Genomic DNA, 16,697 nt, shown 5'->3' with positions numbered 1-16,697 from the left:
TACTCGTGAGGGTGGTGCGCGCCGCGGAACTACCTGAGACCAACCTTTCGCCAGCGACCGTGCGTGAGAAAGTCGAGCGCCACTTGCGGAGTGGCAAACGCTGGGCGCATGAGGCGATGGTCGGCCACGAACGGTCCTTCGCAGTCGGTTGGCGAACGTCTGCTGATGAGCTATCAGTCGCCACTTGGCGAAGCGACGGCGACCGATGATTCGCCGGACGAGCCAGCTTCATTTTCAAGCGCTGTTTCGGGAGTGGGCAGCAGGCAACTCGCACCAGATCCGGAGAATTCCCGGCGCGATTCATCGATCAGTTATATCGAGTAACACCTGTAATCCAGTATGAAACCTTCTTTTCCATGACTCGGACTAGACTGGTCTGGCCTTTTCCCCCGGCAGCGCTTCGTGTTTTTCTCCGCTCGGCCCGCGCCTCCTCAACGTGGGCCAATTTTTTGAGCCAGCGTACCCAACGGTAAAACGGCTGCCCGCTGCAAGCGGTTGCGAACCGCACGTATATTGAAGGAGACGTAAATTGAAAGCACGTCCGACAGCCCGTAATGCCGGTTTGCTCATGCACATTCTTGCCGTGAGTGCTGCGGTGGGCGCAGCCATGATGTCGATCGGGCCGATGGCTTTCGCGCAAGCCAGTTCACCCGTTAGTAGCAGCGTGTTCATCCACCGGTCGTTCGATACGGGCAATAGCGCGGTTAATGAAAACTTTCAGTACATCGCGCATCCGCCAATGCGGCCGGTGGCGGCGAGCGAGCCCACCGTGGTACGCAGTTCGCACCGAGGCCATCGCGGGCAAACGGGAGCGACGGGCAGCGGCACGAACAACGCAGCAGCAGTGCCACTACCGCAGATGCCAGCGGACGCACCATCTAACGCGCCAGTTTCGCAGTAGCGCTTTTTCATCAGATCAGGCCAGGCACCGTGACTGGCGATCGATCGCGGGCTCGTGCCTTCAACCGAGAGGTGATGTGGCGTTCGCGGCTGCGACCGCCCGCTGCTGGACCAAGTGCGGTCGCTCAACGGTAGGAGTCGAAAGGCAGTCACGGGTCGATGCCGGCCTCTCGTTGCCACGCACGCCGCTCGCTCAACATACGCAATCACCGATCCAGGCACGACGCCGACAGCCACGTCGGTCCCGCCGATGCCCCACCTTTCTGGCCTAAAATATCTCAAAAGAGCATCCGCCCGGGGGCATCATGAAAGCACTTATCGTTGCTGCGACATTGACGGCTGGCTGTTCCCTCGCCGACGCGCAGACTTACCCGCAGGAAGCGCTGGCTGACCAAAGCATGGGGGCCTATAGAGCGCAATTGGAAGCGCAGAAGCAACAGATCGAACTCCAGAACGAACAACTCCAATTACTGAAACAACAGCGCGACCTGGATTTGGTGAGGCAGCAGCGCGAACTGAATTCGCTGAGACAACAGCGCCAATTCGACTTGCTGAGACAGCGGCGCTAGATCGCTGTGAGGCGCGGCACCCGCCTCAAGATCCGGCTTGGCAACGGCCATTGCAGCGCCGAACGCTCAGTCTGTGTGGCGCCACTGGAGGGCATCAGGCGTTGAAGTCCTATACGCAAGTAAAGCATTCCTGCTCGCACCAGCCGAACGTCGCGACCGAGATCGTGTTCGAAGCGGGGAAGAACTGCTTGTAATATCGATCGAGGGCAGCGGGGCGGATCAGCGCAAATGTCCCCGCCGAAGGTCGCTCTCGCGCGCGGCGACCGCTCACATGACGTGGACGAGATTAATGTAACTGCTTCTTCAGATCGCTCAGTTCGGCGGGGGATGGGCAAAAATAGCCTTCCACCTCGCCCCGACGGCCATAGCCATAAGTAAAGCGGACCCATCATCGGCTTTTTTATTGCTTTACCCGCTCCTCGTTCTAACCGACAGTAACCTCAGCGCGCCGCCACGGCAGCTTGCAGCCGAAACGCGATTGATCAGTGCTGACGGCTACCGACGACAATGATGACCTGCATTGCAGCAAATCTGCGGGTCCGGGAGACGAGACGATGAGTCATGTGGAAGCTTAATCAACTATCGGCTTACGAAGTCAGGGCCATTCACTTCGGGCAACGCACGGCCGGCCCGGCCATGGGCATATCACTTTGCCGCTATCTCTGTTAATGACGCTGGATTTATTGCGTCATCGCGATGCACGCCTGCAGGGACCTCTCGAACAGGTGATGCCTAACTGGGAATTAACGAACACCGAAAACTATACCGCTCCGGCAAGTTTCACCATTCCCAATAGCAAAGATATCGATGTCTGGTTATCCAAATTATCAGAAGGACTAGGCATCGAGATGAAGACTTCAATTAATGATTAGATCCCGGATTGCTTCTTATATTTAACCGTCATTCATACTGGATTCGATATGTCTAACCATGTGATTTTGCCGCGCATCCTCCAGGTCGGCGCCAACGCCAGCGAGACAGTTCCCACGGTTCTGGCGACTCTCGGCTGCAGTCGACCTCTGATCATCACCGACAAGATGATGGTGCAGCTGGGCTATGCCGGGCGCATTCAGGAAAATCTCGCCGCCAATGGCATGACAGCCGAAATTTTCGCTGATACGGTCCCCGAGCCCACGGTTGACTCGATTCGAGCTGGCGTGGAGAAGGCTCGCGCAGGAGACTACGACAGTATCATTGCACTGGGCGGCGGCAGTCCGATCGACAGCGCCAAGGCGATTGGCATTCTTGCCAGGCATGGTGGAGAAATGCGCGACTATAAATTTCCGCGCGTTGTTACCGAGGTTGGGTTGCCCATTATCGCGGTGCCCACCACTGCGGGAACCGGCTCGGAAGTGACCCGTTTCACGATCATCACTGACGAGCAGAACGACGAAAAAATGCTCTGTGTGGGCATCGGCTTCATGCCCGTGGCAGCCTTGGTCGACTACGACCTGACCCTCAGCCTGCCGCCGCGCGTCACCGCCGATACGGGTATTGATGCGCTGACCCACGCGATCGAGGCCTACGTCAGCCGGAAAGCCAACCTGTACAGCGACAGTCAGGCCTTGGCGGCCATGCGCTTGATTGGCCCCAATCTGCGTAAAGCCTATCGATCCGGCCAGGATACAGCCGCCCGCGAAGCCCTGATGCTCGGTTCGACGCTCGCGGGTGTGGCGTTCTCCGCTGCATCCGTGGCGCTGGTACACGGCATGAGTCGACCGATCGGCGCTTTTTTCCACGTTCCCCATGGCCTGTCCAACGCCATGCTGCTGCCCAGTGTGACCGCGTTCTCGATCCCGGCGGCGGAAGAACGCTACGCTGATTGCGCTCGTGCCATGGGCGTGGCCGACAGGCAGGACAGTACGCAGACCGCCAATGCCAGGTTGCTCGCTGAATTGCGGTCGATCAACGCTGACCTTCAGGTGCCGACGCCCGAACAATTTGGTATCGACCGCGAGCGCTTCTTCAGCTTAATGCCGACCATGGCACAGCAGGCTCTGGCCTCTGGCTCGCCTGGCAATAATCCACGCGTGCCCTCGGTCGCGGAAATGGTCGAGCTCTACCGCGGTCTCTGGTAAGCGAATTCCCCCTCAAAAAAACCGCATCTGATCTGTCGAAGTGACGGTCATTCAGATGCAACAACAACTCTTGCCATCGGAAGGCAAAACCCTATTCCAATCGCCCGTTTTTGCGGCACTTAGAACCTGTTCCAATCCCAGCAAGGAGTATGAAATGCAGCCTTTCAACGACGACGCAGACGTGGTTCACTTCATCAACGGTCGCCGCGTGCCTGGCTCAGGCACTCGAAAGCAGCCGATATTCAACCCCGCGACCGGTTCTCCTGCACGCATGGTGCACCTCGGCGACGCGTCCGACGTAAGTGCCGCAGTAGCGTCAGGGACACGGGCATTCCAGGGATGGAGCAATACGCCACCCATCCGTCGCGCGCGCGTCATGCGCCGCTTTCTCGAACTGATGAACCAGCACAAGGACGAGCTGGCAGCGATCATGACGGCCGAGCATGGAAAAGTGTTCAGCGATGCGCAAGGCGAAGTAGCACGGGGCATTGATGTGATCGAGTTTGCCTGCGGCATCCCGCAATTGCTGAAGGGCGACCATACGGAACAGGTGTCGACCGACATCGACAACTGGACGACCCGGCAACCCCTCGGCGTTGTCGCGGGAATCACGCCTTTCAACTTTCCGTGCATGGTTCCTTGCTGGATGTTTCCGATCGCGATCGCCGCAGGCAATGCGTTCATTCTGAAGCCCAGCGAGCGTGATCCGTCAGCTTCGCTCTACATGGCCCGCCTGCTGCAGGAAGCCGGGTTGCCTGACGGAGTGTTCAACGTCGTGCAGGGGGACAAGGTAGTCGTGGACGCACTACTCGAGCATCCTGACGTAAAAGCGATCAGTTTCGTCGGTTCGACGCCGATTGCCAACTACATCTACGAGACGGGGGCAAAGCACGGAAAACGGATCCAGGCGCTTGGCGGGGCGAAGAATCACATGGTTGTGATGCCCGACGCTGACATTGATCAAGCCGTCGACGCTTTGGTCGGCGCAGGCTACGGCTCCGCGGGTGAACGGTGCATGGCGATCTCGGTCGCAGTCCTCGTAGGCGACGTTGGGGACAAGCTGATTCCGCGGCTCGCTGATCGAGCACGCTCCGTAATAGTAAAGAACGGCATGGAGGCCGACGCCGAGATGGGGCCGATCGTCACACGTCAGGCGCTGGAACGCATTGAAAACTACATCGCGATTGGCGTCGAAGAAGGCGCGTCGCTGGTTGTCGATGGACGTGGCCTCAAAGTTCCGGGGCACGAGGAAGGCTTTTTTACCGGTGCCACGTTGTTCGACCACGTCACACCCGAGATGCGCATCTATCAAGAGGAAATCTTCGGACCGGTGCTGTCCTGCGTCCGTGCGAAGGACTTTACAGAGGCCGTCGACCTGGTCAACGCGCACGAATTCGGCAATGGCGTCGCCTGTTACACTCGCGACGGACACATCGCGCGCGAGTTCGGCCGGAGAATTGAGGTTGGAATGGTTGGCATCAACGTACCGATCCCGGTACCGATGGCGTGGCACGGATTTGGCGGCTGGAAGCGTAGCTTGTTCGGTGACACGCACGCGTATGGCGAGGAAGGCGTCCGGTTCTATACGCGTCAGAAGTCAATCATGCAACGCTGGCCGGAGAGTATCGAGCAAGGTGCCGAATTCGCGATGCCGACGGCGAGGTAGTCTTTCCACTGCAAAACCCGCTACAGCTCCCGTGCTGCCACATCCCGGCACGGGAGAGCACACCACCGGTCCTGAAGTCGCAGGCCTTCAAATCCGTACGGAAGCGCCCGACATCATGCGTCGCGGCGAATGTCGACAACCGTTCGACCGCTCAGCTTTCCATCCATCATTTGCACGGCTGCCTCCGGCACGTCGTGCAACGCTATTCGGTGCGTGAGTTCGGCGAGCTTTGCTCGATCCAGATCCGCAGCGAGCCGATTCCACGCTATCTGACGATGAGCGATCGGACACATGACCGAGTCGATGCCCAGCAGTTTTATACCGCGCAGAATGAAAGGCGCAACGTTCGCCGGGAACTCCATGCCTTGCGCGAGACCACACGCCGTCACGACGCCGCCATATTTCGTCTGTGCGCATGCGTTGGCAAGCGTATGCGAGCCGACAGAATCCACAACCGCCGCCCAGCGCTCTTTCTGCAACGGCTTGCCGGCTGCCGACAGCGAGTCCCGATCGACCACATCGGCGGCGCCGATACGCTTCAGAAAATGCGCCTGCTCCGGCTTGCCCGTCGATGCCACGACCGTAAATCCCCAACTGCTCAATAGCGAGATTGCCACGCTGCCCACACCGCCGCTCGCGCCGGTCACGAGCACTTCACCGTCGGCCGGCTTGACACCGGCCTGTTCCAGCGCAAGGCAGGATAGCATCGCCGTGTAACCGGCCGTCCCGATTGCCATGCTTTCGGCCGTTGATAGTCCCTGCGGTACCGCAATCAGCCAGTCGGCCTTCAGGCGGGCTTTCTCTGCGAGGCACCCCCAGTGTGTTTCGCCGAGGCCCCATCCGTTGACGAGGACAATATCGCCCGCTTTCCAGCGAGAATCTGTCGATGTCACCACCTCGCCGGCGCCATCGATACCCGCGACCATTGGCCAGGCGCGTACGACCGGACCGCGGTTCGTGACCGCTAGCGCGTCCTTGTAGTTAAGCGTCGAGTGCGCGATACGAATGAGCACTTCGCCGGCTGCGAGGGGATGCTCGTCGAGGGTTCGGTCATCGAGGCTGGTAACCCCGGCCGAAAAACCGTTGTCATTCTGCTGCAGATAAAGGGCTGAAAAAGCCATGCTTGTCCTCTCTCACGGTGAACGCAGGCGGGCAGGCAAGGCGAAATGGTACATCCGGACAACATAAACCATGCAAGGATGTACCACTACGCCCGATGCCTGACGGCTTCCACAGGAACAGGGCGACAGGTGCCGCGGCAAGCAATGTCACGTCGCTATCTGTCGCGCCGCGCTTCTGGACCTCAGCCACTCCATCGTCACCAGAAGCAGGCTCGAAAATACAATCAGAATTGTCGCAAGGGCAGCAATCGTCGGAGTAATGTTTTCCCGGAGGCCGATGAACATCTGCAACGGCAATGTACCTTGTGTCGGACCCGCGATGAACATCGTGATGACGACATCATCGAGCGACGTGGCGAATGCAAACAGGGCTCCAGAAATAACGCCCGGCGCAATGATGGGCAGGGTGACGGAGAAGAACGTCCTGACGGGCGACGCACCGAGGCTCAGGCTCGCGCGCACGTAATTCTGGTTGAACCCGGCAAGGGTGGCGTTGACAGTGACCACGACGAATGGAGCAGCGATAGCGGTATGACCGAAAATCAGACCAAGGTACGACCCGGCTAACCCCCACTTCGCAAAGAACAGATACATCCCGACGGCAGTGACGATCACCGGCACGATCATCGGCGAGATCAAAATGCCGATCAGCGCGCCCTTGCCTTTGAACGTCGCCTTGTTGAGGCCTAACGCGGCCAACGTCCCGAGGACAGTGGCCAAGATCGTGGCAAGCGGGGTTACGATGAAGCTGTTTTTTCCGGCACGAAGCCAGTCAATCGACGTAAACAGATTGTGGTACCACTTGAACGAGAACTTGTGTATCGGATAGACCAGGAATGTATTGTCCGTGAAAGAAAGCGGGATGATCACCAGTATCGGCAAGACCAGAAAAAGCAGGATCATGACATTGGTCGATCGCAAAAAGTAGTGCCACGCGATCTCGGGGGCCGATGTATAAGGTGCAAAACGCGATACGGTCGTTTTCATGGTCCTAACCTACCTTCAGTTCGTTGCCGACGATCTTTCGATAAACACCGAAGAGTATCAACGTCACGAGAAGCAGAACCGCTCCCAGTGCGCACGCCATCCCCCAGTTCAAGGCCACATTCGTGAAATAGGCGATGTAGTAGCTCACCATCTGGTCGCCGGCTCCGCCCAGCAATGCCGGAGTAATGTAGTAGCCCAAAGCCGTGATGAATACCAGCAGTCCGCCGGCGCCGACTCCTGGCAGCGTTTGCGGAAAGTAGACCTTCCAGAACGCGCCGAACGGGTGACTACCCAGCGAGATCGCTGCCTTCGTATAGCTGGCTGGCACCGATTTCATGACGCTGTACAGCGGCAGAATCATGAACGGCAGGAGGATATGAGTCATCGAGATCAGCACCCCCGTCCGGTTGAACAGCAGTGTCAATGGAGACGATATCAGGTCCAGCGACAGCAACGCCTTGTTGACGAGGCCCGATCCTTGAAGGATGACGATCCAGGCGGAGATCCGCACGAGGATCGAAGTCCAGAAGGGAAGGAGCACCAGGATCATCAGCAGATTTGCCTTACCCGCCGGCAGACTGGAGATCCAATATGCCAGGGGATAGCCGAGGAGCAGCGCGGCGAGCGTTACCAGGCCGCTAATCACGAACGTTCGCTTGAATATCTCCCGATATGCCGAGGCGCCTGGATCAACCGGAACGATGTCACCGGCAGAATTGCGACGGAAGTCCATCGTCGCGAGGAGATACTGGCTTGTGTATCGGGATGAATCTTTAGCGATTACCTGCCAGTAACTAGGATCTTCCCAACGCCTGTCGATTTCGATCAGCTTTTGTCGAACCTCGTGCGCAGGCAGCGCTGAATCATCGTCGCCGAACGGAAGTGCGCTCGAAGTCTTGTAAAACAACGAACGGAAACCCGCCTTCTGCCCGTTCAGTCGACCGGCAGCGGTACCCGAACTGTTGTTCCCGCCGTTGCGCTCGATATCCAGCATCAGCCCGCGAAAAGCGTCATCCGGAACGGCCGATTTCCGATCCCAGTTTCGCAGCGCCGCCGTCGTGGCTGGCAACGCGTCAACGACTTCCGGACTCTGAATCGACCGCGAAATCATGGATGCAACGGGCATCACGAATACCAGAAAAATGAAAATAGCAAGAGGAGCGACCAGCGCCAGCGCCGCCATTTGCTTACGTAAATTCACGTTCCTAAGCGATCGCTTGAGCTCACGCAAATGCCAATCCTGCTGCTGAGTAGTTACCGCGCTCATGTCTCTCTCCTTCGCGTACGCATGCGTTCGAGCGATAAGTACGCGATTCGCGTTATTTCGCTGCCCACGCGGTGAAACGCTGTTCCAGCCCGTCGCCGTGGTCGGTCCAGAACTCTACGTCGTTGGGGATAGCGGTTTTGCTGTGCTTCGGCGAGTTAGGCAGGTTTTCAAGAGTGGCTGCATCGAGCAACTTTAAAGCGTTCTTGTTGGTTGGCCCGTACGGAATGAGCCGCGCGAACGCAGCTTGAGCCTGAGGTTCGAGCACGTAGGCAATGTACTTCTCGGCTGCATCCTTATTTTTCGAGCCCTTCGGAATCACGAAAAAGTCCAGCTCATAGATGCTTTGGTCCCACGAGATACCCAGGTTCTTGTTCCCTGCCCGCATTGCGGCGTCGATGCGGCCGTTATACGCGGTGGACATCGAAACGTCACCGGCGACCAGGAACTGCGGCGGCTGTGCGCCAGCCTCCCACCACTGAATGTGTGGCTTGAGCTCGTCCATCTTCTTGAACGCCCGATTGACGCCAGCCTCCGTGCCCAGCACGGTGTACACGTCTTTCGCCGGAACGCCATCTGCCATCAGTGCGAACTCGAGGTTATAACGCGCCTCCTTCTTCATGCCACGCTTGCCAGGAAATTTCTTGACGTCCCAAAAATCCTTCCAGCCCTGTGGCGTGCCCTTCGTCAGCGTCGGGTTGTATGCCAGCACGGTCGACCACACGAATGTGCCGGCAGCGCAGGGAGTCACCGATCCAGGCACCAGATCACCCTTTTTCGCGATCTTCGACCAGTCGAGCTTCTCGAAGAGTCCGTCCTGACAGCCGCGTCCGATGTCTGCCGACTCGACTTCAACGACATCCCACGTGACATCTTTGGCGTCGACCATCGCTTTGACTTTGGCCATTTCGCCCGTGTACTCAATCGCAATCGTCGGAATACCGCTCGCTTTCGAGAACGGTTCAACCCAGGCAGCCTTCTGGGCATTCCCCACGGCGCCACCGTAATTGACCGTCGTAAGGCCGTCGGCCAATGCGAAAGCGGAACAACACATCATGGCAGCCACGCCGACCGTATTTCTAAAGAACCTCATTTCGTTCTCCTTGGCACAAGGTGATTTCGCTACGCGTGGTCAATTGAAAACTCTCAGATGATCTTCATGAAACGACAACGCGATTCGATTTCCCGGTTGGACATGGGCCGCCCCGTCCTGTCCGAGCGGAACCTTCACGAAACACTCTGTTTCTCCGGGGCAGCGGCAGCGTAGCCGGACGTGATCGCCGAAGTAGATCATCCCAAGCGTTTCGCTGTTGATGACATTGCGCTGCTGTTCGGATTGCCGTCCAATCGAGAGCCGCTCGGGACGGATCACCCCTGTGGCGTGGCTACCGACATTGAGCCCGGCAACATTCAGCGCACGTACGGTCGTACCGTCTGCAATGCGCAACTCGCAATAATTACCATCCCGGCTTACGACGGTGCCTTCCACCCGGTTACTGTCACCAATGAAGTTGGCTACAAACAGATTCCTCGGCGATTCGTAGAGCGAGTCGACCCGGTCGAGCTGTTGGATCACCCCCTGATCAAAGACCGCCACTCGATCAGACATCGTGAGCGCCTCACCTTGATCGTGTGTGACGTACACAAAGGTCAGGCCAAGAGATTCGTGCAATGCCTTGAGCTCTATCTGCATGTGCTCGCGCAGCTGTTTGTCCAGCGCGCCAAGCGGTTCGTCCATCAGCACAAGCTTTGGGTTGAACACCAACGCACGCGCAAGCGCCACGCGCTGTTGCTGACCGCCTGAGAGCTGACCTGGCATTCGCTTACCCAGCTTTTCCATGTGGACCATCTCGAGCGCCCGCTTGACGCGCGCGGCCCGCTCGTCTGCCGGCATCTTGCGAACCTTGAGGGGATACTCGAGGTTCTGTCCGACGGTCAGGTGTGGAAAGAGTGCATAGTTCTGAAATACCATTCCAATGTCGCGTTTATGCGGCGGAATACGATTAAGTAACTGACCATCCAGCCAGATTTCTCCATCGGTTGGGTATTCAAACCCGGCGAGCATCATGAGACAGGTGGTCTTTCCCGAGCCAGACGGACCAAGCAAAGTGAGAAACTCCCCCTTCTGGATGTCGAGATTCAGGTCTTTGACGACGAGTGTTTCTCCGTCGTATGTCTTCCGAACATTGCGGAAGCTCACAAATGTGTTGCCCTGGTCTTGCATGATCGTTACCCTCAATGTCTTTCGGTGCGCAAGGCACCTGGCAGCGCAGGCGGTAGTGCTGTGTCTGCAGCTCGGCTGCGGCGACAGGGAGGCGCACAGGGGACCTCCTTCCCCATGCCTCGCCATGGGCGTTTTCGCGCCATGTGCTGCGTAGCTCGATTGAGGTTCTCGATAACGATTTCTGCGCCTCGCCGGGTGTTTTCGGTACCCGGGAGCTTGCGGTGTCGTACGTGCATCTTCGTCTCCAATCTTATAAATATTCGAACACCCCCTCGCTACAGCTTTTTTCTTCCAGGGTGCTTGCTGCTATCGGCCACGCCCACACATCAGCGGAGCGGTCGCGATTTGTTCCGGCTTGCCCGCAACGGTGACGTGTTCAGCTGGGCAAGTACTCTTCGCACCAGCTTTCGCCGACCGCCCCTCGCGCAATCAACGTCGCAATCTGGGTATCGCTGTAGCCCATCTTGCGCAGAACCCCTCGGGTCGAGGCACCAAACTTTTCTGCTGGCGCCAGTGCGCGGATCGGAGCGACGTGAGGGCGAATCGCAAAAGGATCGAGTTGGATGACGCGTCGTCCACTCGGATGCTCGGCATACACACTGAATGAATAGCTGGCGTTATCGATACCCGGACGATTGTCTGCAGGGCGGCTGTAGCGTTGGCGCAAGTTGTCGATATTGTCCGGAATGGCTGCCGCCACATTGGCCGCTTGCAACCGCGTCTGCCAGGTTTCGGCGGAGACCGTGGCAAACGCGGAGCTGAGAAACGCTGCGGGATCTGCCGCGTCGCGGATGCCCGTCAGCCCCTCTACGGCGTTTAGCTTGTCCAGTTCCTTTTCGCTGGCGTCCACATACAACCAGTCATCCGCGGCCCGAAAGAAGCGTGACAGGTTGCCAAAGCCCTGGGCGCTACGGCCGGAAGGCTCATCGAACGGGGCCCGCCGTGGGTAGTCGTAGCAGAAGGGAATCTGCACCAGGTTGCCGAGCGATGCCAGGGAGGTCCGGGCACGGCTGATCTGGCCGGTTCTGGCTTTGCGATATAACGCGGCGCCAACGCCGAGCGCTGCAGCGAATCCGCAATTCACGTCAATGGTTCCGACGTGAGCGTGTTCCTCTGGCGTTGCCATGCCGCCGCCGAAGCGCAGCATGATGCCGGTGCTTGCCTGGATCAAGTCGTCGTAACCGAGATAATCGGTCCGCGGGCCGCGACGCGGTCCCCCAAAGCAATCCAGTTGACAGAAGATCACGCCAGGGTTGACGGCCTGGAGACTGACTTCGTCAAGACCCAAAGGTGCCAGTTGACGATCCGGTGCATTCATCACGATCACATCAACCGAACGAACCAATTGGTTAAACACCTCGCGTCCGTCAGGGTGCTTCAGGTCGACCAGGACGCTTTGCTTGCCGCGGCCCGAAGACATGCCAAAGACCACTGTGTTCCAGGGATCATAGTTGGGCGTTACGGGGTCGAGCTTGATAACCTCGGCGCCGAACCGGCCGAGGTAGGAGGTCGAATGCGGACCCGCGATGACATTGGTCAGATCGAGGACACGCACACCGTCAAGCCAGCCGCCAACATGCTGTTCAGATGGGGGCGGCAGTGCCGTGGGCGCGCACTTATCCAGGATGGCCAGGGCTTCTTTGAGACTCACCGTGCGGCGTGAGTCGGGCGAGAGCATCAAGTCGGCACTGTCTTCCAGCCAGGCGATCGCGCCGGGCTGTTTCATGTTGCCGTACTGGTGGTCGTCGACATCGACCACCAGACCCGCGGCGTTGGCGTGCTCGTCATGCAACCATTCTTGAGTCGATCGGTGGGGCGCACCGGGAAACCGGCCTTCGCCGAAAATTTTTTCCCACTCGGTCGCTGTCCTGGTCAGGAACACCTCCTTCATGCGTGCCGAAATGCGCCGTGCCCAATGGTCAGGCAACGGGTAGACACCGAGTGAGGCGTCCCCCTCCCACTGAGAGATAGGAAGGTATGGGTCGCTCACTGTCGGTAGCCCGGCAGATAGCGTTTCCTCGTACAACCCCATCGCCTGAAGGCAACGCCTGGCGTGCGAGCGGTGTGACGGGCATACCGCATAGAACTTGCGACCGTCCGCGCACTCGTATGTACGGTAAAAGGGGTCGAGGTATTCTTGCAGTTCTTCGTAGCTGAGGTTCATCGGAAGATTTTCCGACCGCCGCCGCTCAATTTCCTTTTCGCGCAAGGTCTTGTAGCGTTCGGGATAACCGTCGATCCTGATCGAGTTGTAAGACAGCCCCTCCATCACCGCCGCGGCCAGAGGCACCTCGATCTGATCACCCACTCCCGTGCGCTCCCGCGCTTGCAGAGCGAGTGCCACCGCGGAGACAGCCAGCATGGTGCCGTAGGACGAGGCTAGCGGCAGCGGCGAAAAACTCGGGTTTATCCCCATCAGTACGCGGTTCTGACCCATATCGGTGAATACCCCGGAGGCCGACGCAATAATCGGCTCGAGGGCGCGCCAGTGACGACGCAACTGGTCGTTGCTGGCGAAACCAGGGATGGACAGCGTAATGAGCTCGGGCCTTTGACGACGCAGCTCGGCGAAGTCCAGGCCCAACCGGGTCATGACGCCCGGCCGGAAGTTCTCGATCACGATATCGGCACGCGCGATGAATGCCATGGCCGCCTCGAGCCCCTGCGCGGACTTCAGGTCAAGCTGCAAGCAATACTTGTTGCGGTTCAGTACGGCATTGGCCGGGCTGTCCCAAAGCGGCCCAGCAGGGGGATCGATGTGAATGACGGTGGCGCCGAGATCCGCCAGGATCATCGCCACGGCCGGGCCGGCGATGTACTGGCCAAAGTCGATGACTTTCACGCCGCTAAAAGGCAGTTGATCATGCTTTCCCATGGCTCACCGACTCATCTCCAGGACCTGCAGATCTTCCGAAACGCAGGTCATCATTGTGGTGGGTCGCCGCCAGCACCAATCAACCGCATTTCAAATGCGAGGCGAGGGGCCTTGGCGACGAACTGGGGATCACTGTCGGATACAACGGGGAGCCGGTAAAGCAATAAAAAAAACGAGGATGGGGCTATTTTATTTATGGCTGAGGCCGGCGGAGTGAACGCGCAAGAAAATGACCAGTCGATCACTGGCAGCCCGGCGAAATGGACGTGCGATGTCAACCTGCCTGATCAGTTTCGCGCACGCCCCTCCTGAGCCTTCGCACTCAACCAGGCCACGAACGCCGCGGCATCAGGGTTGACGATGCTGTGAGGAGAATAGACCAGGTAGAAAGCTTCACTGGTCGTAAGCCGGGATTTGAAAGGCGCTATCAGTTGCCCGGTGTCCAGCATCGACTGGACCAGCGACGAGCGCGCCAAGGCCACCCCTTGACCAAGCTCGGCCATTCTCAAAGCAGAGATCAAGGTATCGAACTGCATTCCCTTCGAAGAGTCGACCTGTCCCGCGCCTGCTTTCTTCAACCAGTATCCCCAGCCCTCCTCGTAGCCCAGGACGTGGAGTAGTTCGTGGTGACGGAGATCCTTCGGAGTAGCCAGTGGCGCCTGTTCGGAGGGCAAGAATGGGGCGCAGACCGGCAGCAACGTATCCCAGGTCAGCCGCTCGGACTTGAGTCCCGTCCATTCTCCATGTCCATAGCGGATTTCCATATCGGCTTCGACGTCGGTCACGCTCGAATCGCCCCCCCATATGTTGCTGGTGATACGCAGATTGACCTCGGGGTGGCGTTCACGAAAGTCGGGTAAGCGCATTGCCAGCCAATGGGTAAAAAACACAAGGCTGACCCGAACGGTAAGGACTCTGCCGTGACCTTGCCCGAAGATCTCTTCAGTTGCGGCCGCCAGTCGCTCTACGGCCTCGTGGACAACCGGCAAATAGGCTAGCCCGGCCTCAGTGAGCTCGAGTCCTCTTGGCAAGCGCTTAAAGAGGACTGCCCCCAACTGCGACTCGAGTCCCTTCACCTGTTGGCTTACCGCCGCCTGGGTCAGGCTCAACTCTGTCGCCGCATGGGTGAAACTGAGATGCCGGGCAGAGGATTCAAATGCGCGCAACCAGTTAAGCGGAGGTAATCGTTTTCTCATTCTGCAGACCGTTTGACTAAAGCTGTCCGACTTCGTGGATTAGTTGCGTGTTGCGGCATCTCAAGATCCACTAGACCCGCGGACGCGGCGGCATTCCCTGGCGTCGACGAGTGCCTGCTCACTCCATCCAATTGGGCAATCGAACCTATGTTAGCGCGGAATTTCGAACACTCTGAAATGACAAGCCTGGTGGGGCGGTTTCAAGAGCGTTCTCACAGGCACTCGCACGCCCGCGAGCATAAAAAAACCTTGAGCTTGCAACAAGAATCTTTGGCTTTGACGGGCGGCGCGCGCCCCTTAGACTGGCTTCGCAATCATTCGAGTCTCAACGGTCACGATGCGAACCACTCCCCCGCAACTCAAGGTCGACGTCTGGCGCGGTAACAACGAAGGCAGCTTTCAGCGCTTCGACGTGCCGCGCATGGAAAGTCAGACCGTGCTCGACGTGGTGATCCACATCCAGCGCCATCTGGATGCGACGCTGTCCTATCGCTTTGCGTGCCGGGTCGGCATGTGCGGTTCATGCGCAATGACCGTCAACGGCCGCGCGCGATGGACCTGCCGCACGCACGTCACCAAAGTCATGAAGCACGCCGGTGACGTGCTCGAAATCGCGCCTCTCAATCACCTGCCCGTCATCAAGGATCTGGCGACGGACATGACCGCCTTCTTCGACAAATGGCGCGACGCGAAGGGCTATTTCAAGGGCGAACACACGCGTAACGAACCTGCCACTTGCGTCGATCCCGCCTCCGCCGAACGCAAGGCGGCCGACGCGGGGATTGAATGCATTGGCTGCGGTGTCTGTTATGCGAGCTGCGACGTCGTCGCATGGAACCCCGACTATCTTGGACCCGCCGCGCTCAATCGTGCGTGGACGCTCGTCAACGACGTACGCGACATCCAGCAGCAAACCCGCGTCGCAGCCGTCTCCAACGACGCAGGCTGTCATTCGTGCCATACGCTCGGCTCGTGTACCGAACGGTGTCCCAAGTCGCTGCAGCCGACGGCCAGCATTGCTGGCCTGAAGCGGCTTCGCGGCCATGCGCCGAAAGGAGAACCGCGATGATGAACGGCTGGCGGTTGCAGCGCCTGTCGGCGATGGTGCTGACCTTATGCGTGGCCGTCCATCTTGTCATCATGATAATCGTCGTGCATGGCGGGCTGAGCGCGGCGAACGTGATCGCGCGTCTGCACGGCAATACGGCGTGGGCGGTGTTCTATTCAGTGTTCGTGCTTGCGTCGTCCGCGCATGTGCCTGTCGGCTTGAGAAGGATCGCCGAGGAGTGGCTCGGCTGGCGCGGGCGCAGCGTCGGGGTGGCGAGCGTGATCGTCGGCATTGCGTTGGCGATTGCCGGTCTGCGCGCGGTCTTCGCGCTGGTAGGAGGGCCGCAATGAGCGACATGGCACGCGCAGCGAAACCAGCAACAGACACGAACCACGCCCGACACCGCACCCCTGGCCGGCGCGCCGACTCGCGCGCGCGCAACCATCCCGCGTGGTGGGCCTTTCTTGTGCACCGTCTGTCCGGACTCGCGCTCGCCTTCTTTCTGCCGCTGCACTTCTGGGCGCTCGGCACCGCTTTGCACGGCGCAGCATCGTTCGAGTCGTTTCTCGCCGTGACGAGGCAACCCGCCTTCGTATTCGCCGAGTGGGGCCTCGTCACGTTGCTGGCCGCGCATCTGTTCGGCGGCGTGCGCATTCTGCTCATCGAATACCGGCCATGGAGCGGTTTGCGCAAGAACCTGATCGCGGCGACAGCGGGCGGCGCATTGGTCATCGGGCTGGCGTTTGCGCTGTCGCTCACGTCGTGAACG

The 16,697-nt window shown here is 59.0% G+C and carries 14 protein-coding genes; 7 read left to right on the top strand and 7 right to left on the bottom strand.

From position 1 onward, the window contains the following. The first annotated feature begins 1,205 nt into the window (after positions 1-1,205). From F6X40_RS23425 to F6X40_RS23410, 4 genes are all read left to right on the top strand, one after another. Positions 1,206-1,469 (top strand): hypothetical protein, encoded by a 264-nt coding sequence (locus F6X40_RS23425; RefSeq protein ID WP_187629391.1) that lies wholly within the window; start codon positions 1,206-1,208, stop codon positions 1,467-1,469. 668 nt (positions 1,470-2,137) lie between these two features. After that, positions 2,138-2,341 carry a hypothetical protein gene (locus tag F6X40_RS23420; protein WP_187629390.1) on the top strand — a complete coding sequence of 68 codons (204 nt, stop codon included), beginning with the start codon at positions 2,138-2,140 and terminating at the stop codon, positions 2,339-2,341. A gap of 48 nt (positions 2,342-2,389) precedes the next feature. Next, positions 2,390-3,547, top strand: a complete 1,158-nt coding sequence (locus F6X40_RS23415; RefSeq protein ID WP_187629389.1) for an iron-containing alcohol dehydrogenase — start codon at positions 2,390-2,392, stop codon at positions 3,545-3,547. A gap of 154 nt (positions 3,548-3,701) precedes the next feature. Further along, on the top strand, positions 3,702-5,213 hold the full coding sequence (locus tag F6X40_RS23410) for a CoA-acylating methylmalonate-semialdehyde dehydrogenase (protein WP_187629397.1): 1,512 nt from the start codon (positions 3,702-3,704) through the stop codon (positions 5,211-5,213). Between the two features lie 113 nt (positions 5,214-5,326). On the opposite strand, the gene F6X40_RS23405 is transcribed toward F6X40_RS23410, so the two are convergent. The 7 genes from F6X40_RS23405 to gcvA all read right to left on the bottom strand — a co-directional run bounded on the left by F6X40_RS23405 (position 5,327) and on the right by gcvA (position 14,880). Next, positions 5,327-6,334, bottom strand: coding sequence for an MDR family oxidoreductase (locus F6X40_RS23405; protein WP_187629388.1), 1,008 nt, complete (start codon positions 6,332-6,334; stop codon positions 5,327-5,329). 147 nt (positions 6,335-6,481) lie between these two features. After that, positions 6,482-7,321, bottom strand: coding sequence for an ABC transporter permease (locus F6X40_RS23400; protein ID WP_187629387.1), 840 nt, complete (start codon positions 7,319-7,321; stop codon positions 6,482-6,484). Positions 7,322-7,325: 4 nt separating this feature from the next. Continuing rightward, positions 7,326-8,588 carry an ABC transporter permease gene (locus F6X40_RS23395; protein ID WP_187629386.1) on the bottom strand — a complete coding sequence of 421 codons (1,263 nt, stop codon included), beginning with the start codon at positions 8,586-8,588 and terminating at the stop codon, positions 7,326-7,328. 52 nt (positions 8,589-8,640) lie between these two features. Further along, complete coding sequence (locus tag F6X40_RS23390) at positions 8,641-9,678, bottom strand: ABC transporter substrate-binding protein (protein WP_184073911.1); 1,038 nt, start codon at positions 9,676-9,678, stop codon at positions 8,641-8,643. A 39-nt stretch (positions 9,679-9,717) separates the two neighbouring features. Beyond that, on the bottom strand, positions 9,718-10,809 hold the full coding sequence (locus F6X40_RS23385; RefSeq protein WP_187629385.1) for an ABC transporter ATP-binding protein: 1,092 nt from the start codon (positions 10,807-10,809) through the stop codon (positions 9,718-9,720). 376 nt (positions 10,810-11,185) lie between these two features. Next, entirely contained in the window at positions 11,186-13,684 is a 2,499-nt protein-coding gene (locus F6X40_RS23380; RefSeq protein ID WP_187629384.1) for a CoA transferase, read from the bottom strand. Positions 13,685-13,971: 287 nt separating this feature from the next. Next, positions 13,972-14,880, bottom strand: coding sequence for a transcriptional regulator GcvA (gcvA, locus tag F6X40_RS23375; protein WP_187629383.1), 909 nt, complete (start codon positions 14,878-14,880; stop codon positions 13,972-13,974). Between the two features lie 337 nt (positions 14,881-15,217). Here gcvA and F6X40_RS23370 point away from each other — a divergent pair, with 337 nt between their 5' ends. The 3 genes from F6X40_RS23370 to sdhC are packed head-to-tail and all read left to right on the top strand — an operon-like array spanning position 15,218 to position 16,694. Then, a complete protein-coding gene (locus F6X40_RS23370; RefSeq protein ID WP_187629382.1) occupies positions 15,218-15,949 on the top strand; it encodes a succinate dehydrogenase/fumarate reductase iron-sulfur subunit in 732 nt (243 codons plus the stop codon). Beyond that, complete coding sequence (locus F6X40_RS23365; protein WP_187629381.1) at positions 15,946-16,278, top strand: succinate dehydrogenase; 333 nt, start codon at positions 15,946-15,948, stop codon at positions 16,276-16,278. Before F6X40_RS23370 ends, F6X40_RS23365 begins: the two co-directional genes overlap by 4 nt. Continuing rightward, positions 16,275-16,694, top strand: coding sequence for a succinate dehydrogenase, cytochrome b556 subunit (sdhC, locus tag F6X40_RS23360; protein WP_187629380.1), 420 nt, complete (start codon positions 16,275-16,277; stop codon positions 16,692-16,694). The genes F6X40_RS23365 and sdhC overlap by 4 nt, the downstream gene beginning before the upstream one ends. Positions 16,695-16,697: the final 3 nt, after the last annotated feature.

Origin of the sequence: Paraburkholderia sp. UCT31, assembly GCF_014397655.1 — a bacterium.
GTDB lineage: Bacteria > Pseudomonadota > Gammaproteobacteria > Burkholderiales > Burkholderiaceae > Paraburkholderia > Paraburkholderia tuberum.
The sequence above is the reverse complement of the archived record's forward strand: the minus strand, read 5'-3'. Positions and strand labels throughout refer to the sequence as shown.

What these genes read in the sequence shown, in the direction of transcription:
- F6X40_RS23425 (WP_187629391.1), top strand. Translation starts at nt 1,206, where the DNA reads ATGAAAGCACTTATCGTTGCTGCGACATTGACGGCTGGCTGTTCCCTC.
- F6X40_RS23420 (WP_187629390.1), top strand. Translation starts at nt 2,138, where the DNA reads ATGACGCTGGATTTATTGCGTCATCGCGATGCACGCCTGCAGGGACCT.
- F6X40_RS23415 (WP_187629389.1), top strand. Translation starts at nt 2,390, where the DNA reads ATGTCTAACCATGTGATTTTGCCGCGCATCCTCCAGGTCGGCGCCAAC.
- F6X40_RS23410 (WP_187629397.1), top strand. Translation starts at nt 3,702, where the DNA reads ATGCAGCCTTTCAACGACGACGCAGACGTGGTTCACTTCATCAACGGT.
- F6X40_RS23405 (WP_187629388.1), bottom strand. Translation starts at nt 6,334, where the DNA reads ATGGCTTTTTCAGCCCTTTATCTGCAGCAGAATGACAACGGTTTTTCG.
- F6X40_RS23400 (WP_187629387.1), bottom strand. Translation starts at nt 7,321, where the DNA reads ATGAAAACGACCGTATCGCGTTTTGCACCTTATACATCGGCCCCCGAG.
- F6X40_RS23395 (WP_187629386.1), bottom strand. Translation starts at nt 8,588, where the DNA reads ATGAGCGCGGTAACTACTCAGCAGCAGGATTGGCATTTGCGTGAGCTC.
- F6X40_RS23390 (WP_184073911.1), bottom strand. Translation starts at nt 9,678, where the DNA reads ATGAGGTTCTTTAGAAATACGGTCGGCGTGGCTGCCATGATGTGTTGT.
- F6X40_RS23385 (WP_187629385.1), bottom strand. Translation starts at nt 10,809, where the DNA reads ATGCAAGACCAGGGCAACACATTTGTGAGCTTCCGCAATGTTCGGAAG.
- F6X40_RS23380 (WP_187629384.1), bottom strand. Translation starts at nt 13,684, where the DNA reads ATGGGAAAGCATGATCAACTGCCTTTTAGCGGCGTGAAAGTCATCGAC.
- gcvA (WP_187629383.1), bottom strand. Translation starts at nt 14,880, where the DNA reads ATGAGAAAACGATTACCTCCGCTTAACTGGTTGCGCGCATTTGAATCC.
- F6X40_RS23370 (WP_187629382.1), top strand. Translation starts at nt 15,218, where the DNA reads ATGCGAACCACTCCCCCGCAACTCAAGGTCGACGTCTGGCGCGGTAAC.
- F6X40_RS23365 (WP_187629381.1), top strand. Translation starts at nt 15,946, where the DNA reads ATGATGAACGGCTGGCGGTTGCAGCGCCTGTCGGCGATGGTGCTGACC.
- sdhC (WP_187629380.1), top strand. Translation starts at nt 16,275, where the DNA reads ATGAGCGACATGGCACGCGCAGCGAAACCAGCAACAGACACGAACCAC.